Source organism: Corynebacterium pacaense, assembly GCF_900169525.1.
GTDB lineage: Bacteria > Actinomycetota > Actinomycetes > Mycobacteriales > Mycobacteriaceae > Corynebacterium > Corynebacterium pacaense.
The window spans coordinates 431629-454907 of sequence record NZ_LT821239.1; the positions used below are offsets into that span (position 1 = coordinate 431629).

A 23279-nucleotide genomic window follows, 5' to 3' on the forward strand; every position below is an offset into this window, starting at 1 on the left:
TCGCCATGACCTTCCATAAGCGAAAAATCCGCGACATCATCGCAGTGGTAGCCGCGCTTATTGGTATCAATCTGATTGCACACTTCACCTCCCTCAATCCCTGGGTGACAGTCCCGGCGGGCGCGCTCATCGTTTTCGCTCTGGCCCGCGTCCTTGGGTTGAGCTGGGATGACCTCGGGGTGTCTAGCCCTTCCATAAGCAAGGGCATCCGCTACGGCGGGGTGTGCATCCTCGCCACGGCGGTGGTGGTGATGATCGCCGTGGCGGTGCCCTTCCTCCGCGAATTCTTTCTCAATGATGCCTATTCGAGCATCCGGACGGCATTGCTCGCCGCTTTTGTGATCATTCCCCTGTGCACCGTACTTCCCGAGGAGCTTCTGTTCCGGGGAGTTCTCCATGGCGCACTGGAACGGTTCGGTGGCATGAAAGCCGCGTTCCTCGGGGGTTCAGTGCTTTTCGGCTTCTGGCACGTGGCGAGTTCACTCAATCTAACGGCCGGCAATGCGGGACTGGTGGCTGTTCTGGGATCGGGTTCCTTTGGGAAATGGGTGGGTGTGGGGCTGGCAGTCGTGGCGACATCACTGGCTGGCGCCGGATTCATCTGGCTGCGGCACCGCACCAACTCCGTCATCGCGCCCATAGGAATGCACTGGGCACTGAACTCCGTGGGCGCGCTCGCCGCGGCGATGGCCTTCCAGCTTCAGTAACCCTTGTCCACGTCGACCTCGGTGAGCATCCGCCCGCCTTCCATAAGCAGGCGATAGTTCTCCGCGACGACCGGAGCCAGCATTGAGTCCATGGATGCGATGGTATTGGCAGAATGCGGTGTGATCAGCACGTTCTCACGTCCCCACAGGGGGTGATCATCCGGGAGCGGCTCGGGATCTGTGACGTCGAGGCCGGCGCCGGCGATGAGGTGGGCGTCGAGGGCGTCGCAAAGCGCGGCAGTGTCGATCACCTCGCCGCGAGCGACGTTGATGATGTTGGCCGTGGGTTTCATCGCCGCGAATTCGCGCTCGCCGACCAAGCCGCGGGTGTCCCTGGTCAGCGGCACACATACGATGACGTGGTCCGCCTCCGCGAGCACCGTCTGGAGTTCGCTTATGGAAGCGACGGAATCAAAATCCCCATCGGGCAGGCCCGTGCGGGTCACAGCGATCGACCGTGCACCGAAGGGGCGCAGCATCGCTGCCACGTGGCGACCTATGCCACCCGCTCCGATGATGGCGACGTGGGCGCCGTTGAGCCAGGTGGTGGAGGCGTCGACACGTGGTTGCGGTGACCAGCTGTCCGCCCGCACCATCACGGGGTGCTTATGGAGAAGTCCGAGGAGCAGCGCGATCGCTGCCTCCGCGACCTGCCTTCCATAGACGCCCGAAGCGTTGGACCAGCGTCGGTTCGCGGTGATCACCCCGGATTCGAAGTAGGCGTTGATGCCCGCGTTGGGTAGCTGCACCCAGCGGACGCTGTCGGGCAGCTCTGGGAAGTCGGTCCCCGGCGTCTGGGTGAACACGAAACCCTCGGCCTCGCCTATGGAGGAAACGATGGTTGCACCGGCTTCCATAAGCGCCCGGGTCACTTCCGGGTAGTCGCCGTTTCCCACGAAAACTCGCATCTGTCCTCCTGTGTTCTCACCAGCTCCCCACCACACTATGCGCGGGGCTTTTCGAGCAGTCGGTCAGGGGTCCGCACGGCGGGTGTGGTTTCAGGAGGCGCGGGATCTCAGGGGGTGCCGCACCCCGGTGCCCGCTTATGGAGGGCGGCTACTGCCTGCGGATCTTGGCGCCGGCCGAGCGGTTCTGTGCGACGGTTTCATTGAGCTGGACCGAGGGGTCGGGGGTGTAGCTGTTGGTCGGTGGTCGGTATCCGGTGCGGCCGGTGGCGGGATCGTGCTCGGCCTGGCCGCGTCGGCCATGGCTCCGGTTGGCGGTGTCGTTGTTGAGGGTGTGGTGGCTGCGGCAGAAGGGGCACAGGTTCTCGATGTCCGTGAAACCCCCGTCTGCCCACGCCGTGATGTGGTGGATGTCGCAGTTGCACAGCGGTTGTTCACAGCCGGGGAAAATGCACACGCCCTGCGCCGCCATGAGGGCGATGCGTTGTTCCAGTGAGGCGCTGCGCGCCGTGCGCCCCAGGTGCAGGGGCGAGCCGGAGTCGGGGTCGTGGACGACCCCGAAGTCGAACTCCGCGGCCCCGAGCATCAGGATGTCCAGTGCGTTCAACTGGGAGTGGGTGTTGGTGGGGAAGCGGGTGTGCGGGGTGATGTCCCGGAGATCCTTTATGGAAAGGGACACGACGATGGAGCCGACGCCGCCGTTCCGCTCGGTTTTGTCCTGGTGGTACCTGCGTAGCAGGTGGTGTAGCGCATCCACGCGGCGGTGCTGAAGCCCGCGGGTATCCTCCTCGGCGGGAACGGAGGAGAGGTGGCCGGGGTTGCGGGCGGGGGCCAGCGCCGCCTCGAGGAGCGCCGTGGTCGCCGCGGGCAGGTACCCGCGGATGAAGCTGCCCCCGTCGGCGTCGGGTGCGCCGATGACGAGGTGGCGCCGGCGGGCGCCGGCGCTGGGATCCCTGCCGGTGTGTGCGTCGTTAAGCATTGCGACCTGCTCACGGATCCAGGTGCGCAGGTCCGCGAAAGAGCGTGTCGACGCCTCCTCCGCCGCCCTCACCCTCAACCCGTGGAGTTCCGGCCGATTCTGCAGCTTCTTGAGTTCCCTTTCGAGAAGCTTCTGCTTCTCGGCACTGATGGCGTGCCGGTGCAGGACATCCCTTCCATAGGCGCGGGCATCCTCATCGGTGTGTTCATCCATCTGGCCGAAGTCCCTCAATCCGAGGCGGAGCCGGGAGAGCGCCTCGGGCCGGGAGATGTCGAGGTGCTGCGCCAGGAAGTCGACGGGCCGCGTGGATCCGACAAGGTTGCCGGCCCTGGCTTCCCGGACGGACTGTGCGAAGGCGGAATCGATCAGCGTTTTCTGATTGAATGCCCGCTCGAGCTCGATGACCGCATCAAGGTTCTCCCTGGTTGCTTTGGTGGCGCCGATGTCCTCGATGAACAGGGCGGCGAGGGCGGTTATGGAACGACTGATTGCCTGGGTCAATTCGCTTATGGAAGCCATGGTCGACATGAAAGCAGAGGTGCCCCGGTTCTGGAAAGCAGCAGGTCCGGGAAACTGTGGATATCCGGAGCCTGTCCACAGGATGGGGCGATCGCGGGAACTGGGGGGAACCGGAAGACCCTTCCGGGAGTCCAACCATTCCTCGGGGTGGGCGCATACCCGGTGGATTCCCGCCCGCGGCTTCCATAGGCGTCCGCGGTGACATCCACCGTCCGGCTCCGCCGCTTATGGAAGGACATGGTTTCCTTGCGCCGGTGCCGCTCTGTGCTATATTTGCAAAGCTTACTGAAAACAGTTTCCACTTGAATGTGTGATACATCGGGAACTCCGGGGAAGGAGGATGGCATGGCCGGTGCACTGCTGCGTGCAACGGACGTCACGATGAGACGTCACGGGGCACGCCGTGACGGGCCCGCATCCCCACTGATCGACAACGTCAGTCTGGACATCGGCGAAGGGGAGCGGGTGGCCGTCATCGGGCGTTCGGGTTCGGGGAAGTCGCTGCTCGCCGGCGCACTCAGCGGCACCGTGCCGGCGACACTTTCCATAAGCGGAACGGTCACCTTCGATGGTCGTGCTGTGACCGCACGAACGGTGGGGGACCGTGGCATCGTCGTCGTGCGCCAGGACAGCGCCGACGCCCTGAACCCACTGGTCATGGTCGCTGAACAGATGGGGATTCCGCTCCGGGTACGGGGAGTGGACAGCACGAACGCCGCTGAGTTTCTCCGCCGCGTCGGGATGGATGATCCGGAGCGGATCCTGCATTCCTACCCCGGGGAACTCTCCGGAGGACAGCGTCAGCGGGTGTGCGTGGCACTCGGTCTGGCCTGCGCACCCAGGCTGCTGATCACCGATGAATCCACAACCGCCCTGGATGTGATCAATCAGGCGGTCGTGGTTGAGGCGCTGGGCGGTGTGGAAACCCTGGTGTTCATCACCCACGACCTGGCGCTGGCGGCACAGCTGTGCACCCGCGTTCTGGTTATGGAAGCCGGACGCATCGTGGAGGACGCGTCGCTCACCGAGGTCCTGGGCAATCCGGTTCGGGACATCACCAGGTCTCTGGTCGAGCAGGCGAAGCGGCGGGGCGGGTGGGTGGCGTGAGCGTGGCACTGACCCTCAGGGGCGACAGTCTCAGCCGTGTCCACACCCGGCCCGGAAGGCGGGGACGCGGTGGGACGGTCGCCGCGGTCTCCGATGTCAGCCTGTCCCTGGAACCGGGGCAGCGGATGGCCATAGTCGGGCGTTCCGGGTCGGGAAAGTCCACCCTGCTGCGGATGCTCCTGGCGCTGGACCTCCCGGATTCCGGTGGTGTGAGCTACGGGGGTCGGAAGGTGGAACCGGGGTCGCTGCGGAGTCTGCGGTGGTACCGCCGCAGTGTCCAGTACATCCCCCAGGATCCGGCGCTGAGTCTGAGTCCGCGGATGTCTGTCGGCGCGCTGGTCTCCGACCCCCTGCGCAGACTTGGGATCGAAGGCGATCACCGGGGGATGACCAGAAGGGCCCTGGCGCAGGTGGATCTGGGGCCGCGGTTCGAGTCCCGCCGTCGCAACGAGCTCTCGGGTGGTCAGGCGCAGCGGGTGGCTATCGCCAGGGCATTGGCGATCGGTGCCGGGACCCTGCTTGCCGATGAACCGGTCAGCGGCCTAGACCTCCCCCTCAGGGATGAGACGCTGGAACTGCTGCACCGATTGTCCGTCGAGGGGGGAATGTCGATTCTCATGGTCACCCACGACCTGGAGGCCGCCGCCCGGTTGTGCACCGACGCCATGGTGATGTCGGCGGGTGAGGTGGTCGAGCGCGCGCCGATCTCCCAGCTGCTGAGTTCACCGGCGCACCCGGAAACCCGGCTGCTGCTGAGATCGGTGCCCCGCTTACCGACGCCCCTCTCCCCATAGAACATCCGGGCGTTCCCCCCAGACCGCCCACGACCCCATAAGGAAACCCCATGTCTGTCACCCCCATGAGAAAACCCCTCATTGCCGTCCTCGCCTCCATAGGCGTGTTCGCCCTGTCCGGCTGCTTCAGCGGTACCGGCACCTCGGCTCCCTCTGAGGGAACCGGCGATGGTCGCATCTCCGTCGCCATGCTTCTTCCTCCGCGCAGCGGCTTGTCCCCCTTCAGCGATGATGCCTTCAAACTGTCGCGCTGGAGCACCGCCGAAACCCTCGTCGTACTCGATGATGAGGGGGAGGCCCAGCCGGCCCTGGCGACCGGGTGGACCAGGGAGGGCCCCGACACGTGGCGCTTCAGAATCCGGGAGGCAGTCACATTCCATGACGGCAGCGAACTGACGGCGGAGACCGTGGCCCGGGCGCTGAGCAGCGCAACCGAGGCGGTCCCGAAGCCGCGCATCCTCGACGGCGTGGACATGACCGTCACGGCCGATGACGGCGACGTCGTCGTGCGCACCGCCGATGAGGATCCGCTGGTGCCGCAGCGACTGTCGAGCCCGCAGCTGTCCATACTCTCCGCCGCCGCTTATGGAAGCGACGGGGTCGTCGATCCCGTCGGGCACGGCACCGGCGCCTTCGAACTCACCGCCGTCGACGGGACATCATCGGCAACCCTCGACCGCTATGAGAATTACTGGGGGCACAAAGCCATCGCCGAGGGAATCGATGTCTCCTTCGTTCCCGATGGTACCGCGCGCGCGGCAGCTCTGCGCACCGGAGATGCGCAGGTCGTGGAGGCCATCCCGGTGGGTCAGGCCGCCCAGATCGATCAGGACATGATCATCGAGGTGCCCATGCCCCGTACCAACACCCTCTATCTCAACACCAGTCGGGGGCCGTTCGCCGACCCGGCGGTGCGAGCCGCCGCCAATGCGGCGATCGACCGGGCAACGCTTGTCGACGGCGTCTATGAGGGCCGGGCCGACGAAGCGGTCGGACTCCTGGGACCTGCGTTGCCGTGGGCGGCGGAGTACCGCGACCGAGAGGGCTACCGCGCCACCATCGGGCAGCGGGCGGAGCCGGCGACCGTTGACGGCGTGGAGATCTCCCTGGGAACCTTCACCGACCGTGCTGAGCTTCCCGAGGTGGCGGTCCGCCTCGAGCAGCAGCTCGAGGCGGTCGGATTCATCGTCAACCAGGATGTCCGCGAATACCAGTACATCGAGTCCGATGCCATCGACGGGGCCTTCGACGCCTTCATCCTCTCCAGGGCGACCGTCCTGGACTCCGGGGACCCGGTGGCCTACATGTACAGCGACTTCGCGTGCGAGGGCTCCTTCAACATCTCCCAGTTCTGCGATCCGGACGTTGATCGCGCACTCGAGCAAGCCGCGGCCCTGGAGCAGGGGACCGCACGCAAGGAGGCCATCATGGGCGCCGAGGCGCTCATCCTGAAGAACACCGCAGCAATCCCGTTGCTGCACGAGCGCGTCATCCAGGGGGAGGCCGTGGGCGTGAGCGGAGTCGCCCGCGATTCCCGCGAACGCGAGCTGATCACCCCGGAGTCGAAGGTTGAACTCGGCTAGTGTCTTCTCTCCGACGCTCCTCCTCCCGCACAGATACGCTGATCATCGCCGCTTCGCGCGTGGCTTCCATAAGCGCGGTCGTGCTTCTGATCGGCATGCTCCCGTGGTTGTCCGGCAACCGCCCCGAGTACACGATTCTGCGCGCACGTTATGCGGATCTGGAGGTCACGGAGGAAAACCTCGCCGCCGTCCGTGAACAGCTGGGTCTCGATCGCGGACCGTGGGGAGTGTTCGCCGATTGGCTCGGCGGACTCGCCCATGGCAACGCCGGGCAATCCTGGATCAGCGGCAGGCCGGTGCTCCCCGGAATCATCAACGCCTTGGGAGTCTCGGTCACGCTTATGGGGTGCGCGATGATGGTCGCCTGCGTTGCGACGGCGGCGATCGCGGTGCCACCGATGGTGCGGGGCCTGAGGGGCCGACCGTCCCGGGGTTCGGGTCTGCTCGCCGTGGCCTTCACCGCGCTGCCGGAGTTTCTCCTCGCGGCCGTGCTCCTGGTTATCGGTGCGGTGTGGCTGGGCTGGTTTCCGCCCTATGGATGGAAGAGCCTGCACTATGCCGTTTTGCCGGCGCTCGCCCTCGGCATTCCGGCAGGCGGGTTGATCGGTCGGTTGATCTCGGATTCCATCACCGCGGTGTTCAGCGAGAAATGGGTGCTGACCTGGCAGATGGCGGGTGCAACGACGGTTAGGCTCGCCGGGGCGGTGTTCAGGCGTGCTCTGACGCCGGTGCTTCCCCAGGTCGGACTCGTGCTCATCGGACTGACCGGCGGCGCGGTGACCGTGGAGCAGGTCTTCGCGATCCCGGGACTGGGCCGGACCACCCTGGGCGCCGCCAGCTCCCAGGACATTCCCACCCTGCAGGCCGGGGTGCTGGCACTGGTGCTGCTCGCTGTGATCGTGGGCGCCCTCACCGGGTTGGCCCGCCGGATTCTTCTGGGTCCGGCGCTGCACCAGGATTCCATGCCCGTCCAGATTGAGCAGCGGCACCTGCGGAGGCGTGACCTCGTTGTTCCGGTGGTCATCGCCGTTGTGCTGGCACTGATTATCATCACCGGGCTTCTCCGTGACCCCTTCACCTCAGCCCACGGCAGGCTGGAGGGCCCGTCCCCGGCACTGCCGTTCGGGGCTGATGCGAGTGGGCGCGACCTGCTCGCCCGCGTCGGACACGGCGCGGTGACCACGCTCGGCTCAGCCGTCGTGGTGGTGCTGATCTGCCTGGTGCTCGGCCTGGTGCTCGGGTGCTTTCCGCGGCTCCCCGTCGGCGTCTTCGAGATCACCAACGCGGCTCCCCCGATCATCGCCGGATTAATCGTCGCCGCCATCGCCGGACCGAGCACGGGCGGGGCCGCGCTGGCGGTCGCCGCCGTCAGCTGGGCGCCACTGGCTGCGCACACCGGATCGCTGGTCACCGAGGCCAGGGCGCAACCGCATATCGCCATGCTGCCTGTCCTCGGCGTGGGGCGCGCCCGGATCCTGCTCGTCCATGTGCTGCCCACCGTGATACCCCCGGTGGCAAGGCACGCGGCTCTGCGTCTTCCCGGAATCGCCCTCGCCCTGGCAGCACTGGGTTTCCTCGGCCTCGGCCCGCATCCGCCGACCCCGGAGTGGGGTCTGATTCTCTCGGAGGGCATCGACTACGTGGAGCGCGCCCCGTGGGCGGTGCTGGCACCGGCCACGGCGCTGGTTCTGTCCTCCATGCTCGCGGTGTCACTGTCCGCGCTGCCTCCGCGCCGCCGCTGAAGTTGACCCCCGCTTCTCGACGCCCGCACCCACTCAACCCGGGACGGCCACGGGGCGCGGCCTATGGGCGGCCGGTCGCCGCGCCGACCCTGCGGCAGAGGGCAACCAGGACGAGGGCGGAGGAGGCACTGATCAGGGAGAGCAGGAACCAGGGCAGCGCCGCCTGCGGTTGGGGGGTGGTGGCGGCATCCAGGAGGTGGCCCAGAAACAATGAGCTCCCGAGGACCGCCAGACCCCCGAAAGTGTTGAGGAAACCGAAGTACGCACCGAGGTTTCGCTCCCCGGCCAGAATGCCGACGAAGTCCCGGGCGACGGGTACGGCGAGCATCTGGCCGAGATGCATCAGGGTCAGCATCGTCACCGCGGGGGCCAGGGACCACAGGCCGGGCGGGGGTGGGAACACCGCCGCGACCGCGAGGAGGAGGAATCCCGCGGCAGTCAGGGCGAAACCGGCCCCGAGGCTTCGCTGTCGTGGCATCCGCTGGGCCCTCCTCCCGAGCGGAATCTGGAGCAGCAGGATGAGCACACTGGAGTAGACGAACATCCAGCCGAGGTCTTCCTGGTGCCCCCGGGCGCGGGTGAGCTCGGTGGGCAGCGCAAGGTACTGCTGATTGTAGGAGACCAGGTAGGTGCTGTAAGCCAGCGCGAAGATGAGGAACACCCTGTTGCGCAGCACCGTTGACCAGCCCCGCAGCAGGGGGGTGGCAGTCCCGGTCCGGACCGCGGGAATCAGAAGGAGATGGGCGAGAAAGAGCAGGGAGAAGATCCCGGCGGCCACCCAGCAGGTGACGTCGAATCCGATGTCGATCAACAGGGCGCCGAGCACAGGGCCGAGGAGGGCACCGGTGCGGGAGAAGAATGTGTCAAAAGCGAAGACCTCCGCACGTGTTGTCGACCCTGCGCGCTCGGTGTCGCGCCCCGTCGTCGCCAGTGCGGCCTCCGCGGCGGGAGAAAACAACGCCGCCGCGAAACCGATGAGGATCACGCCGATCATCAGGTGCACCGTGGAGTCCGCCGACGCAGCGATGAGGAACCCCAGGACACGGATCGCGATTCCGGTCAGCAGCACGGGTCTGACACCGAAGCGATCGGTCAGCCCACCGCCGAGAAAGAACAGGCCCTGCTGGCTGAAGGTGCGCAGTCCCAGGACGAGTCCGACCATGGCGCCGCTGGCACCCAGAGACTGCGTCATGAACGTGGCCAGGAAGGGCACAACCAGGTAGAAGCCCACGTTGAACATCAGCTGGGTCCACAACAGGAGCTGGACTGCCGTGGACAAGCCCCGAAAACGTCGGTACGCACCGCCGGGGGCAGCGGTTGTGGCGAGCTCCGTGGGCATTGTTGAGCCTGCCTCCTTTCAGTGACCACCTACTGCGGTGAGGGATCGATGCCCAAGTGAGTTTAGCCGTTCACCCATCTGCGGCCGCTGTGCCCGCTTATGGAAGCCAGGGGCAAAACATATATAGGATGATTTGCATGACCTCCGGCCGTGGAAAACCAGTTGCCGGGATCACCGGTGCGGTGGGCAACACCCCGCTCGTGCGCCTGGCGCGCCTCAGTGACCGTGACGATATCCTCATCTGGGCGAAACTGGAGGAGTTCAATCCCGGCGGCAGTGCGAAGGATCGCACCGCACTGGCGATGATCGACGCGGCGCTCAGCGACGGAAGCATGACGGCTAAGACCAGCATCGTCGAATCCAGCTCCGGCAATCTCGGGGTCGCGCTCGCGCGTGAGTGTCTCCTCCATGGCTGGGCGTTCCACTGTGTCGTCGACCCCCGGGTGAACCGGCGCACTGTGGCACTGATGTCGGCGTTCGGGGCGACCATCCACCGCGTCACCGCGCCGGATCCGAAAACCGGCGACTGGCTCATCGCCCGACGCGCCATGGTCCGGGAGCTGCTCATGGAGATCCCGGATTCCGTGAGCTTCGATCAGTACTCCAATCCCGCGGCGTTCACCGCGCACGCGGCCGGGACGATGAGCGAGATCGTCTCGGACCTCGGTCACGCCCCCGATCTGCTGTTCGTGGCCATGAGCACCACGGGCACCATCGGCGGGTGTGCCAGGCACCTCGCTTCCATAGGCGCGCGCACCCTGGCCATCGGTGTCGATGCGGAGGGTTCCGTTCTTTTCGGAGGCAGCAGGGGGACGCGGGTCCTCCCGGGTTTCGGTGCGGGCGTAGCGCCGGAACTGGAGAAGAACGCCCATCCGCACGAGGTGGTCCGCGTCGCCGACACCGCATCGGTGGTCGGCGCCCGCGCACTCGTCCACCGCGAGGGTGTCCTCGCAGGCGCCTCGGGAGGGGCGGTCGTCGCCGCGCTTATGGAAAGGATCGGCGATTTCGCACCCGGCACCGAGGTCGTGCTTGTCCTCCACGATTCCGGGGCCTCCTACCTGGAGACGATCTACGACGATGCCTGGGTCGAGGAGAACCTGGGAATGTGTGCCGGGGAGCTGCGGCGCCGCGAGGAGCTGATGACATGAGGGTGGCCATCATCGGTGCCGGGCCGCGGGGACTCTGGGCCGTCGAGGAGCTTCTCGACGCCTCCGACACCAACTGGGTCGACCTTGACATCGATGTCTACGAGCAGGGCGTTCCGGGTGCGGGTTCGGCCTACTCCACCGATCAGCCGGATTATTGGCGACTCAACGTCGCCTCCTCCATCGTGACCACGGCATGGACCTCCTTCGATCGGTGGCGCAGGGACGGCGGAGAGGACCTGCCACTGGATCCCTTCCCGCCGCGGGCGCTGGTGGGCGCGTTCCTCGCGCAGGCCTGGGAGCGCTGCGCACGCCGCGGGGTCACCACCTTCCATAGGCGCGTCGAGTCCGTGGAGCAGCTGGCCTCGGGTTGGCGTGTCGAGGGCCGCGTCTACGACGAGCTCCTGGTGACCACCGGCCACGCCACGGGCCGCAGGGGTACGTTGTCCGGCATCTATCCGCACGGGCAGCTGGACGCGGTCGCGCCCGGAGCGGTGGTGGCGGTGCGGGGCATGGCGCTGACCTTCATCGATGCCGCGCTGGCGCTGAGCCTTGGTCGCGGTGGCCGGGTGGAGAACGGGGTCTATGTGCGCGGTGGCGGTGAACCGTCGCTGATCATTCCGACAAGTCGCAGCGGACGGCTTATGGAAGTTAAGCCGGACCCCGCCGGTGACCTGGCGAAACTGGATCTGGACGCGATTGTGCACAGGGGATCCCTGGCGGTGCGCGCGGCGGTCGACCTTCACGGGATCCGTACCGCCCTGCTCGCGGCGGCGCGGGGGATACTCGGGCGCGCCGAATCCGTTGCCGATCTCGGTGATTTCCCCGCGGTGCTCGACGGGACGGATGCGAGCGGGGATCCCGTGGCGGAGTTCCGGCTCTCCCGCGATGTCGCCGTCGGTCGCGTGCGCCCGGGTGCGCGCTGGGCGGTGGGCGAGGCGTGGCGACGCCTCTACCCCGCGATCGTGCACCGCGTCTCCTACCGCGATCCGCTGCCCGGCTTCGCCGAACTGGCGCGGCGGATGGAGCGCGTCGCCTTTGGGCCGCCGCCGGTCAACGCCGATATCATTCTCGCGCTCATCGACGCCGGGCTCATCGACACCTCCGCCGACCCCTCGGTAGCCGACCTGCTTGTCGACGCCACCACCGCACCCCCCGGCGTTGCCGCCGGTGGAGTCGTCGACAAGCTCGGTGTGCGGCGCGGCGGCCGGGCCGCGATCGTCGACCGTGACGGTTCGGTCCCGGGGTTCGCGCACCTGGCGATCGTCGGCCGCGACGCCGCGGATCGCGTCCTGGGCCCCGACACGCTTTCGCGTACCCTCCACGATGTGATCCCGCGGTGGGCGCGGAGGGTCGTCGCCGCGGCCGGGACGCCGCCCCTCGATCGCGGCATGGGGGCCACCGTACCGCTGAGCGCCCGCCTGGAGCCGTGGATGGTGGCGGTGGCCGCGGACCCGCGGCGCTGCGACCGCCTACTTGAGAGCCATGGATCGCCGGTGAACCTCCTGCGCCCGCCGCTTATGGAAGGACGGGTCCGCGAACTCATCGACGCGGGTCGGGACGCCGGGGTGGACACGCGCATCTTCTTCGCCCGCAAGGCCAACAAGGCGCTGTCCCTCGTCGACGCCGTCCGGAACGGCGGGCACGGGGTGGACGTGGCAAGTGAGCGGGAGCTGCGCCAGGTGCTGTCGCGGTCGGTACCGGGGAGGCGGATCATCCTCAGCGCGGCCATCAAGCCGGATTCCCTGCTCGAGCTGGCTATCACCAGTGATGTGTGCATCTCGGTCGATTCCCTGGCGGAGCTGGCGAGGGTGGGGGAGCTGGCATCCTTCCATAAGCGGATCGCCAGGGTGGCCCCCCGACTGGCGCCGGATCCGCGCACACTGCCGCCGACGCGTTTCGGTGAGCTCCTCGATGTGTGGCTGGGGGCGGAGACGGGGGCGTCGATAGGCGTCGTCGGTGTGCATCTGCACCTGCACGGCTATGCCGCCGCGGACCGGCGGGCCGCGCTGACCGAGGCGTTTGCGCTTGCCGACGCCCACCCGGGCTGTGAATTCATCGACCTCGGTGGAGGAGTGCCGATGAGCTATCTCGACGATCCCGCGCAATGGCGCGCCTTCCGCGCCGCACTCCGCGCGGGCGCGGATTTCACCTGGAAGAATGATCCCTTGACCGCGACCTACCCCTTCCACCAGTCGCCGACCCGTGGCCGCTGGTTGTCCGAGGTGCTCGCAGAACCCATCGCGCGGGGCTTCGTCTCCCGCGGGCTGCGCCTTCATCTTGAACCGGGGCGCTCGATTCTCGACGGCTGCGGAATGACCCTCGCCCGCGTCGCCTTCCTGAAGAGGCGCAGCGACGGTGTCCCGCTCATCGGCCTCGAGATGAACCGGACCCAGTGCCGGACGACCTCCGATGACATCCTCCTTGATCCCATCCTCATCCCCACCGGCCGGCCCGCCGCGAACGGGTGGGGGCCCGGTGCCGAGGGGTACCTCGTCGGTGCCTACTGCATCGAGGATGAGGTCATCGTCCGCCGCCGCATGCGTTTCCCGAGGGGTGTCGCGCCGGGCGATATCGTGGCCATTCCCAACACCGCCGGATATTTTATGCACATTCTCGAAAGCGCCTCGCATCAGATTCCGCTGGCGCGCAACGTGGTGATGACCGGCCCGGAGCCCGGGGCCGAGATGCTCGACGACATCGACCTGCCCGGCTGATCCACCCTGGTCGGCCGTGGTTGACCGATCTCCGCGATGGGCCCGGGCGTGCCGGCCCCGGCGGTTCTGTAGGGTTGGTGGCGAATCAACAACTTTTCTCTATGGAGGCAGCACATGAGTTTGTCCAACGCAATTCTGCGGGGCGTGTCCGGGGCCTATCTACTGCAATCCGGTTATGGAAAGCTCGGCCTGCCACCGGAGGCGGCCGAGGGACTCAAGGGATTCGCCTCGACGGGTGTGCCGCAGCTTGGGGGCCTCGACGCCGACACCTTCGGCAAACTGCTGGCCTATTCCGAGCTCGGTATCGGCGGCGCGCTCGTCGCACCGGTGGTGCCCAACCGTCTCGCGGGACTCGCCCTCGGTGCCTTCTCCGCCGGCCTGCTCGCTATCTACTTCCGTAATCCCGCCATGACCAGGGAGGACGGCATCCGACCCTCCGAGGCGGGAACCGGCCTGTCCAAGGACCTCTTCCTGGCCGCGATCGCCGGTGCGCTGGTTTTCGCTCCGCGCCGGAAGGGGCGGAAGTAACGTCCTTCCATAAGCGCGCGGTCGCCCGGGGACCCGGGACCCGCGTGCGCGTCTCCTGACCCGAATTGAACACTGTTCAATCGGTGGTTAAGCTATCTCCCTACACATCCATTTGCGTGAGGAGTAGGCGTGACGATCCTTGAAACAGCCCGAGTAAAGGTTCTCGAGAACGGAACAGGTCTGGACCAGGCCGAGGTGCTGGAGGTGCTCAACCTCCCGGAATCGGAGATTCCCGCGCTTATGGAGATGGCGCACCAGGTCCGGTTGAAGTGGTGCGGGGAAGAGGTCGAGGTCGAGGGCATCATCTCGCTTAAGACCGGCGGCTGCCCCGAGGACTGCCATTTCTGTTCCCAGTCCGGCCTCTTTGAATCACCCGTGCGTTCGGTCTGGCTCGATATCGCACAGCTTGTCGAGGCCGCCAAGCAGACCGCCAAGTCCGGGGCCACCGAGTTCTGCATCGTCGCGGCGGTCAAGGGGCCGGATGAGAAGCTGGTGGAGCAGATGGAGCAGGCGGTCGCCGCGATCCACGCCGAGGTTGACATCGAGGTCGCGGCTTCCATAGGCACGCTGGATGCGCAGCAGGTCGAGCGGCTGGCGAGGGCGGGGGTGCACCGTTACAACCACAATCTCGAGACCGCGCGGTCGTATTTCCCGGAGGTCGTCTCCACGCACACCTGGGAGGAGCGCCGCGACACCCTTCATCTTGTTGCCGACGCAGGGCTCGAGGTGTGCTCGGGAGGAATTCTGGGCATGGGCGAGACGCTCGAACAGCGCGCCGAGTTCGCGGTGCAGCTCGCCGAGCTGAATCCCACCGAGGTTCCAATGAACTTCCTCGATCCCCGCCCCGGCACCCCCTTCGCAGACCTTCCGCTTATGGAAGCTCCGGATGCACTCCGTGCCATCGGTGCCTTCCGCCTGGCGATGCCGCACACCACGCTGCGCTTCGCGGGCGGCCGGGAACTGACCCTCGGTGATCAGGGCGCGGAGCAGGGGCTGCTGGGTGGGATCAATGCGTTGATCGTCGGCAACTATCTCACCACGATGGGAAGGCCCATGGAACGCGATCTCGATATGATGGACAGGCTCCAGCTTCCCATCAAGGTACTGAACAAGGTGATTTAAATGTCGGAGCTGCTGTCCGCCGTGCTTGCGGGGGAACAACCCCTGTTTCATCCCAACACCGGTCTCCGGGGTGATGAGCAGCACCTTTCACCGTCCGCGCGTGCCGGTCTGGAGGCGCCGCGCTACTGCCAGATCTGTGGCCGGCGAATGAAGGTGCAGGTCCGTCCCGACGGCTGGTTGGCGCAGTGCTCGCGTCACGGCGAGCTGGACTCGGTGTATCTGGAGCGGCGCTGATGGGCTGCCGCCACTACAACAGCGAGTACGACGTGGTGCTCAACAGGTGCTCCACCTGCGGGGAGTTCTGGGCCTGTCATCTCTGCCACGCGGAGGCCACGGAGCACCCCTTCGGAAGGATGCCTCTCGACGCCCCCGACTCCACCCGGTGCGGCGCCTGCGGGCTCCTGATGGGCTACGCCGAGTACTCGGCGCAGCCCCGGTGCCCGGGGTGCGGCCACCCTTTCAACCCCGGTTGCTCCCTGCACGCGGGGATCTACTTCGACCTGTAGTGGGTGGGTGAGGGGGTGCGGTCCGGGCGTCGAGAAGCGCGGCCGCGGCCAGCCGCCCACCTGGACGGCGGTGCCTTCCCGGTGCGGGGAAACACGATGTCGCTGATGTGTACAGTCGGTGTGACCGGTCTACGGACGACGAGTCGCACCCAAGGAAAGGACTGAAGTCCGATGAGCACTGCTTCGACCTATGTACCCGATCCGGGCGGACACCATCAGCTGGAGGAGGAGTTCATCTCTTCCATAAGCGGAGCGCTCACCCTCTCGAGCCCTGACGGGGGCGGAACACTCGAGCTCACCGGGGAGCTCTCCGACGCCATCCGCGAGATCGTCGGAGTTTTCGCGCGCGGGCGCGGCGTGCGGATCGAGGCTCTTGGCTAGGCGAGCGCGGCTGTGGTCGGCGCCCCAGCCGGGGCGGAAGGGGTGCGTCGTGGACGATTACAATGGCGTCGGTGTTCAACCCCGACATCGCCCGCGCGCACCGGGCGGCTCTGCGTTCGATCAACCGTGTGGTCACCGACACCGCCACGCCTATGGAGGACGGGGCGGCGAGGGCGGGTGTCGTGGGGCTGTTCCGCTCCGGAGGCGTCCTCGTCCTCACCGGCGCCGGGGTGTCCACCGACTCGGGCATCCCCGACTACCGCGGACCCGGTGGCCGTCATGGACGCCACCGGCCGATGACCTACCAGGAGTTCCGCCACGACATACGCGCCTCGCACCGCTACTGGGCGCGTTCCTTCGTCGGGTGGCGGGTGATGGCCTCGGCCGCGCCTAACCGCGCCCACTTCAGCCTCGCGGAACTGGAGCGTGCAGGGCTTGTCGACGCCCTGATCACACAAAACGTCGATGGCCTCCACCTTGCCGCGGGCAGCACCAGGGTGCTGCCCCTGCACGGGGATCTCTCCAGGGTGCTGTGTCTGAACTGCGGATTCGTGGAGGACCGCCGGGAGTTCGACCGACGCCTGGAGTCCGCGAATCCGGGGTTTGTGGATGCGGTGCGCCTGGATCCCCGCGTGCTCAACCCGGACGGTGATGTCTTCCTGGATCCGGAGCAGGTGGCGCGGTTCCGGATGGTCGGTTGTGTCAGGTGCGCGTCGACGCTGCTCAAACCTGATGTCACCTACTTCGGTGAGCCTGTATCCTCCATAAGCAGGGCGCGGTCCCTGGAGCTGCTGGGGAGGGCCTCATCGCTGGTGGTCATCGGCTCGTCGCTGGCGGTGATGAGCGGCTACCGGCTCGTTATCGAGGCACAGCGCGCGGGAAAGCCCGTGGCGGTGGTAAACGGCGGGCCCGGTCGCGCCGATGCCCGGGCCGAGATCGTCTGGCGAACACGGATCGGACCTGCGATGGATGCCATCCTCGATGGCCTGGACCTCTAGTTTCTGACCTCCCCGGTGATCTCGGGTTTGGGAGCCGCGGCGCCCTCCGCTGTGATGAAGCGGTAGGTTGCCCCGGCGATTATCGCGCCGATGATCGGTGCGAGCCAGAACAACCAGAGCTGTCCGGGGGCGCCGTTGCCGTTGAAGAAGGCGACCGCCGTGGAACGCGCCGGGTTGACCGAGGTGTTGGTCACAGGGATGGAAACCAGATGGATCAGGGTGAGGGTGAGGCCGATGGCGATACCCGCGAAACCCTTGGGGGCGCGGCCGTCGGTGGCACCGAGGATGACGTAGAGAAAGATTGCGGTGAGGATGATCTCGATGAGCAGTGCCGCACCGAGCCCGTAACCGCCCGGTGAATGCTCGCCGAAACCATTGGCCGCCATGCTGCCCACGGCCTCGAACCCCGGCTTGCCGGAGGCGATCGCGTAGATGGCGGCGCCGGCGATCAGACCACCGATGACCTGGGCGATGATGTAGGGGATGACATCCTTCCAGGCAAAGCGCCTGCCGACGGCCAGACCGACGGTGACCGCCGGGTTGAAGTGCCCACCGGAGACGTGGCCGAAGGCGTAGATGCCCGTGAGGACCGTCAAACCGAAGGCGAGGGCGACGCCGAGGAATCCGATGCCGAGCTGGATTCCATCGTCGTTGAGGAATATGGCGGCGAACACGGCTGAGCCGCAACCACCGAAGACGAGCCAGAATGTACCGATTGCCTCAGCACCGAGGCGTGAGATGAGCGGGGGAGTATTCATTCTTATCAGTCCCATTGCGGATGGAGTCCGGTCGTGCCGGATGCCGACCGGTGATCCAGAGTCTAGGACAGTGGGTGGACATGGGCCAGAGTTTCATCTACTCCGCGGAAAGCAACCTGTTGAGGTCGGCCCTGACCAGTGCCCTGACGTTGATGTCATAGGGCATGGTTTCATGGAGGACCACGGCGTTCGGTGAGAGGTTTTCCACCCAGAGATTGCGCACGCGGTCGGCATCCGCCGGGTCATCGGCCTGGAGGAAACAGGTCTCGGGGGGCTGGATCACGGTGTCGAAATGGGTGGAGATGCACGTGTAGGTCACCCCCGGGTCGAGGTCGCCTCCGGCGTTGATGGCCTCGATCGTGGGATGTCCGCGGATGATCTCCACGCAGGCCTCGCCGAACCACGACTGCGCCACGCTGTAGGCGATCGCCTCCCCGCGGTTGCTGCGCAGCAGCGGACTGACGATGCCGCCCATGGTGGTCCCGTGGTTGGGCACCGCGAGGCAGACCAGATGCTTGACCCTCGGCGCACCCCCGAGCAGCCGCATCCAGTAGCGGATGAGCACCCCACCCTGGGAATGGCCGACCAGGATCGCCTGCTCCGCCCCGGTCACCGATAGGACGACCTCGATATAGGCCTTGATCTGTTCCGCAGACTCCCTGACCGGACCGGTGGCGCGCCTGCCGAAGTCGGGTGCGAAGACCGCCCAGCCGTCGTGACGCAGGTCCGCCCCCATCTGCTGCCAGTAACCCTTCGTGTCACCGGTGCCATGGATGAGAATGACGGGCCAGGGGCGTTCCGCGGTGGGCCGGGCACGCCAGTCATCCTCGAAGACGCCCTGCGGCTTCCGGCGTGCCATCAGCGGCAGGGAACCGGTGCTGTCATCATCGAAACCGTCGCGGTGATCGGGGTTGGCCAGATAGTTGGTGACGATTTCCTGAACCAGGTCATCATCGAGGGAATCGACCTTCGGGCTCTGATCGTCAGGGACGTTGCGCCACAGGGACCTGATCGCGGAACTCAGCTCCAGACGAAGTTCACCAAGGGGATCGACGTGCATGCACCCAACTTAACCGAGTCGTGCGACGCGGTCGAGTTCAGCACGCACGATCTCGATGACCCGCGGATCACGGACCATGTCGTTGTGCCTGATCATCGCACGCGGATTGTCGTCCTCGACCCAGATGTTTCGTACCCGGTCCGGATCGTCATCCTCACCCACCTCCAGGAAGGCCACCTCGGGTGGCTGGATGAAGGGGTCGAGGTGCGTCGCAACGCAGCTGTAGCTGACCCCGGGATCGAGGTCCCCGCCCTCCGCCAGGAAGGTGATGATGTCATGTCCGCGCAGCTGCTCGAACCCGGTCGGCCCGAACAGGGAATCCATCACCGACTCCAGGAAACCCTCACCGCGGCGCAGCTTGGTCATGGGATTGAGGATCCCGCCCATCAGCGTTCCGTGATTGGGCACGGACAGCGAGACCATGTGGCGGACCTTCATGTAGCCGCCGTAGGTGCGCATCCAGTAGCGTGCAACGACCCCACCCTGGGAATGGCCAACCAGCACCACCTGCGCCGCGCCGGTGATGAGGAGCACGGCATCGATGTACGCACCGACCTGGCTCGCGGACTCTGCGATGGGATCGGTGGCCCGGGTGCCGAAATCCGGCGCGAACACCGCCCATCCCGCCTTCCGCAGCTCCGCACCCAGCTCCTGCCAGGACCCCTTGCTCGCCCCCGAACCATGGATGAGAACGACGGGCCACGGGCGCGCCGCAGTCGGACGGGCACGCCAGTCGTCCTGGAAGAAACCCTTGGGCTTCAGCCGCGCTGTCAGCGGCAGCGTGATATTGGTTGCATGGTCGTAGAACTCCTGCGTGAGTTCCTCCGTGATGTCTCCGCGCGGGTTCCGACGCAGCTTGGCCACGCCACGATCGAGAGCACGCCGGAGCAGACCCGGCTCTTCCTGGGACATGGCCACACCATATCTTCCATAAGCGGATGGCGCGCGGTGAGCAACCGTCACACCGCGAACCCCGGACCACTCCGCTGCGCGGCCTATGGAAGCAGTGAGCACCGGAGTCAGTCGGCGAAGTCGGAGACCACGAGCACCGGCGTCAACGGTATGGTTCTCCTCCAGCGCTCCGGGAGCAGGTCGTAATTGTCGAGTAGTAGAGAGACGATATCCTCGCCGGACAACAGTCGCAGCCCAGGTCGCTGACGCTCAATGGCCAGTGCATCACGACTGTAGGCGCCCAGGCTGAAGAACAGACAGAGCTCGTCGTGTCCCCGCGTACCCACCAGCTGCTGCACCTCGGGTGCGCCAACCGTCGAAACCTTCTGTTTGCACTGTGCCTTGATCTGTGGGGGTTCGACCCCCAGCGGATCCCTGTGCGCGATGATATCCACCCCACCATCTGATGAATATCGAGTTACGCGTGCCTGATATCCGATTACCCGAAGCAGATCCGCACAGATCTCCTCGAACTCCCATGGCGTGATTCGGCTGGACAGGGCATCGAGGACGAAATCTCGGATGTGCCTGTCGATCCTGGACGCCCGGGGCTGCTCCGGTTCATCCTCGACCGGATCCGTATCGGTGGATCCTCGGTCGGGAAGCTCATCCACCGATTCGGCGAGTGTATCCGCGTCCTCGGTATCTGCGTTCATCACCGTCAACACCTCATCGGTGTGTCGACTGATCTTGAACAGCGTCAGCGAAGAACCCAGCTCGTAAAGCGCGGATTGGCTGAAAACCGCTCGCGGCAGACCGGTCTTGATCCATCTCACCGCCCGTCTGTTGGGATGGGACGCAGCGTCGGCCTGAAAATAGTAGGGGCCGTCCACGATGCCGATGCTGATGGTGCTGTCGGGCTTGTACGGAGCGACAATCACATCCCCGATGGCCATTTCATGGACGAATCTTTAGGCCACTCCCGCCCTACCGGCGATCCGGTTCGGCGAGTCCCTCGGATGGAGTTCATGCAGCGCATCCTTTTTGCCGGCCCGCCCATTGGGGATCGTGGAAAGATCACCGAGCTCATCCCAGCCGATGCTGACAAATCCCTCGTCGACAAGCTCGTGGGTCAGTGTGTCATTGTGGATTCCCCACATCGTCGCCATCGCGTCATCCTTGTCAACGTCGTTCGTACTGGTCAAAAGGGGAAATGGTGCAGATCGCACAGGGTTGCGCGGCGGTATCGGCGGACAGCCTAGTGTCGCGTTTCTGAAGTTGGTTGACGGTTCGCTTTGGTGAGGATCTCGTCGGCGGTCTTGGTCCACATGAAGGCGTGTTTGCGGACATTCCAACCGGTGATGAATTGCCGGATCTTCGCATTGAGGTCCTTCACACTCGTGAACACGCCGCGGCGGATCGCGTGGCGATCAATGATCCCGAACCAGACCTCAACGAGGTTCAGCCACGACCCCGAGGTCGGGGTGAAATGCACGTGAAACCGCGGGTGCTTCTCAAGCAAGTCCTTCACCTCGAGCGTCTTATGGGTGGCGTAGTTATCCATCACCAGGTGCAACTCCCGCTCCGGGTGGGCGCGGTCAAGCTGGCGTAGGAATGCCAGGAACTCCTGACGGCGGTGCTTGGGCTTGACCGCACCGGTGACGTGCCCTGTCGCGATCTCCAACGCCGCGAACAAGGTCGTCGTGTCATGCCGCTTGTAGTCATGGGTGCGTTTCTCTGTGTCCCCGATGCGCATCGGCAGCATCGGCGCGGTCCGCTCCAACGCCTGGATCTGGCTCTTCTCTTCCACGCACAACACGATCGCGTTCTCCGGCGGTGCCAGAAATAACCCCACAACATCGGTGACCTTGCCGACCAGCTCCGGGTCAGTGGAGAACTTAAACGTCTCACACCGCCACGGCAGCACGCCATACGTGCGCCACGCTCGAGCAACGGTCGCGTTCCCGATCTTCAAATGGGTCACAAGCAGCCTCGAAGACCAATGCGTCACCCCGTACTTCTTCGGTGGCGGCCCAAGAGTTGCCGCGATGATTCGTTCATCATCAACACGCTTCGGCCTCCCTGAACGAGACGCATCACCCAGCCCCGGTAAACCGGCCTCGACATACCGCTTCCGCCACTTCCAGACCGATGTCGTCGTCCCGACTTCAGCCGCGTGAACCGGCCCGGGTTCTGTGCCGCTTCTATGCGGGGAGCGACTCCTCGGTGAGGGCCGCGTAGTAGGTCGCCTCGAACTCGTCGGGGCTGACCATTCCAAGGCTACCGTGAAGCCTTCGGTTGTTGTACCAGTCGACCCATCCGGCGGTCGCGAACTCGACGTCTGCGATTGTCTTGTAGGGGCCGTCGTGGAAGATCGTCGTACGCACGCATTCGGCCTTGTAGAGCCCGTTGATCGTCTCCATAAGCGCGTTGTCGTACGCATCGCCGACGGTCCCGATCGAGGCGGCGATACCCTCGAGCGCGAGATGCTCGGTGAGCATCACGGAGGTGTATTGGGCCCCCGCATCCGAGTGGTGCCGCAGTTGTCCGGGGCCGACTCGGTGGCCTTGCCGGTCACGTTCCCAGAGCGCCATGCGCAGCGGGATCATGACGAGGTCGACATGCTTGGTGGTCTGGACGTGCCAAGACACGATGCGTTGCGAGAACACGTCGAGGATGAACGCGACATACACCCATCCCGCCCAAGTGCGGACATAGGTGAAATCGGTGACCCACGTGTGATCGGGCCGCGGGGCGGTGAAGTCCCGGTTCAGCAGATCCCCGGCCCGGATCCCGTCCTTCACACGGATCGTCGTACGGATCGCTTTCGCCCGCGTGACGCCCGAAAGCCCCAATGCCCGCATGGCACGGTCGACTGCCCCGCGGGAGGCCTCCGGGAGCGCGGTGCGGCGGATCAGGGCGGTCATTTTCTTCCGCCCGTACAACCCCTCCGGAGTCATCCGACGACGTTGCTCACCGGCCTGATCCTCGACGGTCGTCCAGGCGGCGTCACGGACCGCGTCCACGACCATCGCGTCGGCTACTGTACGGGCCGAAATCCGGGGGCGTTTCCAGGACCGGTAGGTGCGTGCCGCGATCTTCATGCCCTGCTCACGCAGGACGCGAACGATCGACTCGACGGCGAAGCCCTCCGAACGCATCTGGTCGATGAAGCCCATCATCAACGGTTGCGGGGGTCGAGCTCCCCCGCGAAGAAAGTCGTCGCCGCGCGCAGGATCGCTACGTCCTCACGGAGCCGACGGTTCTCGGCTTTGAGCCGCTTGATCTCAGCGTGCTCTTCGCTGGTTTGACCTTCTCTGGTGCCGGCATCGATCTCAGCTTGGATCACCCACCGGCGCAGCGACTCCACGCCGACGCCCTCCTGACGCGCAACGGCTGCGATCGCCTTCGCGTTCGATGGGTACTCCGATCGGTGCTCGCGCACCAGCCTGACCGCTCGTTCACGGACCTGCGCATCAATCTTCTTTGGCATGAAGC

The 23279-nt window shown here is 65.9% G+C and carries 22 protein-coding genes and 1 pseudogene; 13 read left to right on the top strand and 10 right to left on the bottom strand.

The genetic code is table 11. From position 1 onward, the window contains the following. Nucleotides 1–5: 5 nt before the first annotated feature. Entirely contained in the window at nucleotides 6–707 is a 702-nt protein-coding gene (locus B7E02_RS02135; RefSeq protein WP_080792560.1) for a CPBP family intramembrane glutamic endopeptidase, read from the top strand. On the opposite strand, the gene B7E02_RS02140 is transcribed toward B7E02_RS02135, so the two are convergent. Then, the gene (locus tag B7E02_RS02140) at nucleotides 701–1615 is read right to left on the bottom strand and encodes a D-isomer specific 2-hydroxyacid dehydrogenase family protein (RefSeq protein ID WP_080792563.1); all 915 of its coding nucleotides are present in this window, start codon (nucleotides 1613–1615) and stop codon (nucleotides 701–703) included. The genes B7E02_RS02135 and B7E02_RS02140 overlap by 7 nt on opposite strands. 148 nt (nucleotides 1616–1763) lie before the next feature. After that, nucleotides 1764–3119: an HNH endonuclease signature motif containing protein gene (locus tag B7E02_RS02145; RefSeq protein WP_245802132.1), complete on the bottom strand. Its 1356-nt coding sequence runs from the start codon at nucleotides 3117–3119 to the stop codon at nucleotides 1764–1766. Nucleotides 3120–3455: 336 nt separating this feature from the next. Between B7E02_RS02145 and B7E02_RS02150 the strand changes: the two genes are divergently transcribed. Genes B7E02_RS02150 through B7E02_RS02165 form a run of 4 tightly spaced genes read left to right on the top strand, consistent with a single transcriptional unit; the run spans nucleotide 3456 to nucleotide 8336 of the window. After that, the gene (locus B7E02_RS02150; RefSeq protein WP_179129632.1) at nucleotides 3456–4217 is read left to right on the top strand and encodes an ATP-binding cassette domain-containing protein; all 762 of its coding nucleotides are present in this window, start codon (nucleotides 3456–3458) and stop codon (nucleotides 4215–4217) included. Continuing rightward, complete coding sequence (locus B7E02_RS02155) at nucleotides 4214–5011, top strand: ATP-binding cassette domain-containing protein (RefSeq protein WP_245802133.1); 798 nt, start codon at nucleotides 4214–4216, stop codon at nucleotides 5009–5011. Before B7E02_RS02150 ends, B7E02_RS02155 begins: the two co-directional genes overlap by 4 nt. A 50-nt stretch (nucleotides 5012–5061) precedes the next feature. Next, entirely contained in the window at nucleotides 5062–6594 is a 1533-nt protein-coding gene (locus B7E02_RS02160; RefSeq protein ID WP_080792571.1) for an ABC transporter substrate-binding protein, read from the top strand. Then, a complete protein-coding gene (locus tag B7E02_RS02165; protein WP_245802134.1) occupies nucleotides 6594–8336 on the top strand; it encodes an ABC transporter permease subunit in 1743 nt (580 codons plus the stop codon). Before B7E02_RS02160 ends, B7E02_RS02165 begins: the two co-directional genes overlap by 1 nt. A 61-nt stretch (nucleotides 8337–8397) precedes the next feature. On the opposite strand, the gene B7E02_RS02170 is transcribed toward B7E02_RS02165, so the two are convergent. After that, nucleotides 8398–9675, bottom strand: coding sequence for an MFS transporter (locus tag B7E02_RS02170; RefSeq protein WP_080792574.1), 1278 nt, complete (start codon nucleotides 9673–9675; stop codon nucleotides 8398–8400). A 137-nt stretch (nucleotides 9676–9812) separates the two neighbouring features. Between B7E02_RS02170 and B7E02_RS02175 the strand changes: the two genes are divergently transcribed. The 8 genes from B7E02_RS02175 to B7E02_RS02210 all read left to right on the top strand — a co-directional run bounded on the left by B7E02_RS02175 (nucleotide 9813) and on the right by B7E02_RS02210 (nucleotide 17072). Further along, complete coding sequence (locus B7E02_RS02175; RefSeq protein WP_080792577.1) at nucleotides 9813–10823, top strand: pyridoxal-phosphate dependent enzyme; 1011 nt, start codon at nucleotides 9813–9815, stop codon at nucleotides 10821–10823. Further along, nucleotides 10820–13537: an FAD/NAD(P)-binding protein gene (locus tag B7E02_RS02180; protein WP_080792580.1), complete on the top strand. Its 2718-nt coding sequence runs from the start codon at nucleotides 10820–10822 to the stop codon at nucleotides 13535–13537. The genes B7E02_RS02175 and B7E02_RS02180 overlap by 4 nt, the downstream gene beginning before the upstream one ends. A 114-nt stretch (nucleotides 13538–13651) precedes the next feature. Then, entirely contained in the window at nucleotides 13652–14065 is a 414-nt protein-coding gene (locus B7E02_RS02185; protein ID WP_080792583.1) for a hypothetical protein, read from the top strand. Between the two features lie 129 nt (nucleotides 14066–14194). After that, nucleotides 14195–15187 (top strand): biotin synthase BioB, encoded by a 993-nt coding sequence (gene bioB, locus B7E02_RS02190; RefSeq protein WP_080792585.1) that lies wholly within the window; start codon nucleotides 14195–14197, stop codon nucleotides 15185–15187. After that, nucleotides 15188–15421, top strand: coding sequence for a biotin synthase auxiliary protein BsaP (bsaP, locus tag B7E02_RS02195; protein ID WP_080792588.1), 234 nt, complete (start codon nucleotides 15188–15190; stop codon nucleotides 15419–15421). It begins immediately after the preceding gene. Continuing rightward, nucleotides 15421–15693, top strand: a complete 273-nt coding sequence (locus B7E02_RS02200) for a CHY zinc finger protein (RefSeq protein WP_080792591.1) — start codon at nucleotides 15421–15423, stop codon at nucleotides 15691–15693. Before bsaP ends, B7E02_RS02200 begins: the two co-directional genes overlap by 1 nt. 171 nt (nucleotides 15694–15864) lie before the next feature. Then, a complete protein-coding gene (locus B7E02_RS02205; RefSeq protein WP_080792593.1) occupies nucleotides 15865–16074 on the top strand; it encodes a hypothetical protein in 210 nt (69 codons plus the stop codon). A gap of 62 nt (nucleotides 16075–16136) precedes the next feature. Continuing rightward, a complete protein-coding gene (locus tag B7E02_RS02210; RefSeq protein ID WP_080792596.1) occupies nucleotides 16137–17072 on the top strand; it encodes a Sir2 family NAD-dependent protein deacetylase in 936 nt (311 codons plus the stop codon). On the opposite strand, the gene aqpZ is transcribed toward B7E02_RS02210, so the two are convergent. From aqpZ to B7E02_RS02240, 7 genes and pseudogenes are all read right to left on the bottom strand, one after another. Continuing rightward, on the bottom strand, nucleotides 17069–17830 hold the full coding sequence (aqpZ, locus tag B7E02_RS02215) for an aquaporin Z (protein WP_080792599.1): 762 nt from the start codon (nucleotides 17828–17830) through the stop codon (nucleotides 17069–17071). The genes B7E02_RS02210 and aqpZ overlap by 4 nt on opposite strands. Nucleotides 17831–17927: 97 nt before the next feature. Continuing rightward, nucleotides 17928–18890, bottom strand: a complete 963-nt coding sequence (locus B7E02_RS02220) for an esterase/lipase family protein (protein ID WP_080792602.1) — start codon at nucleotides 18888–18890, stop codon at nucleotides 17928–17930. 9 nt (nucleotides 18891–18899) lie between these two features. Beyond that, on the bottom strand, nucleotides 18900–19802 hold the full coding sequence (locus tag B7E02_RS02225) for an esterase/lipase family protein (RefSeq protein WP_080792606.1): 903 nt from the start codon (nucleotides 19800–19802) through the stop codon (nucleotides 18900–18902). 107 nt (nucleotides 19803–19909) lie between these two features. Further along, nucleotides 19910–20737 carry a restriction endonuclease gene (locus B7E02_RS02230; protein ID WP_245802135.1) on the bottom strand — a complete coding sequence of 276 codons (828 nt, stop codon included), beginning with the start codon at nucleotides 20735–20737 and terminating at the stop codon, nucleotides 19910–19912. Nucleotides 20738–20752: 15 nt separating this feature from the next. Continuing rightward, nucleotides 20753–20986 carry a hypothetical protein gene (locus tag B7E02_RS14590; RefSeq protein WP_245802136.1) on the bottom strand — a complete coding sequence of 78 codons (234 nt, stop codon included), beginning with the start codon at nucleotides 20984–20986 and terminating at the stop codon, nucleotides 20753–20755. 53 nt (nucleotides 20987–21039) lie between these two features. After that, nucleotides 21040–21957, bottom strand: a pseudogene (locus B7E02_RS02235) (IS630 family transposase); the annotation flags it as partial. A gap of 28 nt (nucleotides 21958–21985) precedes the next feature. Then, nucleotides 21986–23274 (bottom strand): IS3 family transposase gene (locus B7E02_RS02240; RefSeq protein WP_143336607.1). Its coding sequence is split into 2 segments (ribosomal slippage): nucleotides 21986–23001 and nucleotides 23001–23274, totalling 1290 coding nucleotides; the frame shifts between segments, so codons are not numbered across the junction. Nucleotides 23275–23279 lie beyond the last annotated feature (5 nt).

Excerpts from the sequence above, each read along its gene's own strand:
- B7E02_RS02160 (WP_080792571.1), top strand. The coding sequence starts at position 5,062 with ATGTCTGTCACCCCCATGAGAAAACCCCTCATTGCCGTCCTCGCCTCC.
- aqpZ (WP_080792599.1), bottom strand. The coding sequence starts at position 17,830 with ATGAATACTCCCCCGCTCATCTCACGCCTCGGTGCTGAGGCAATCGGT.
- B7E02_RS02205 (WP_080792593.1), top strand. The coding sequence starts at position 15,865 with ATGAGCACTGCTTCGACCTATGTACCCGATCCGGGCGGACACCATCAG.
- bsaP (WP_080792588.1), top strand. The coding sequence starts at position 15,188 with ATGTCGGAGCTGCTGTCCGCCGTGCTTGCGGGGGAACAACCCCTGTTT.
- B7E02_RS02220 (WP_080792602.1), bottom strand. The coding sequence starts at position 18,890 with ATGCACGTCGATCCCCTTGGTGAACTTCGTCTGGAGCTGAGTTCCGCG.
- B7E02_RS02185 (WP_080792583.1), top strand. The coding sequence starts at position 13,652 with ATGAGTTTGTCCAACGCAATTCTGCGGGGCGTGTCCGGGGCCTATCTA.
- B7E02_RS02200 (WP_080792591.1), top strand. The coding sequence starts at position 15,421 with ATGGGCTGCCGCCACTACAACAGCGAGTACGACGTGGTGCTCAACAGG.
- B7E02_RS02140 (WP_080792563.1), bottom strand. The coding sequence starts at position 1,615 with ATGCGAGTTTTCGTGGGAAACGGCGACTACCCGGAAGTGACCCGGGCG.
- B7E02_RS02150 (WP_179129632.1), top strand. The coding sequence starts at position 3,456 with ATGGCCGGTGCACTGCTGCGTGCAACGGACGTCACGATGAGACGTCAC.
- B7E02_RS02210 (WP_080792596.1), top strand. The coding sequence starts at position 16,137 with ATGGCGTCGGTGTTCAACCCCGACATCGCCCGCGCGCACCGGGCGGCT.
- B7E02_RS02225 (WP_080792606.1), bottom strand. The coding sequence starts at position 19,802 with ATGTCCCAGGAAGAGCCGGGTCTGCTCCGGCGTGCTCTCGATCGTGGC.
- B7E02_RS02230 (WP_245802135.1), bottom strand. The coding sequence starts at position 20,737 with ATGGCCATCGGGGATGTGATTGTCGCTCCGTACAAGCCCGACAGCACC.
- B7E02_RS02135 (WP_080792560.1), top strand. The coding sequence starts at position 6 with ATGACCTTCCATAAGCGAAAAATCCGCGACATCATCGCAGTGGTAGCC.
- B7E02_RS02145 (WP_245802132.1), bottom strand. The coding sequence starts at position 3,119 with ATGTCGACCATGGCTTCCATAAGCGAATTGACCCAGGCAATCAGTCGT.
- B7E02_RS02180 (WP_080792580.1), top strand. The coding sequence starts at position 10,820 with ATGAGGGTGGCCATCATCGGTGCCGGGCCGCGGGGACTCTGGGCCGTC.
- B7E02_RS02175 (WP_080792577.1), top strand. The coding sequence starts at position 9,813 with ATGACCTCCGGCCGTGGAAAACCAGTTGCCGGGATCACCGGTGCGGTG.
- B7E02_RS02170 (WP_080792574.1), bottom strand. The coding sequence starts at position 9,675 with ATGCCCACGGAGCTCGCCACAACCGCTGCCCCCGGCGGTGCGTACCGA.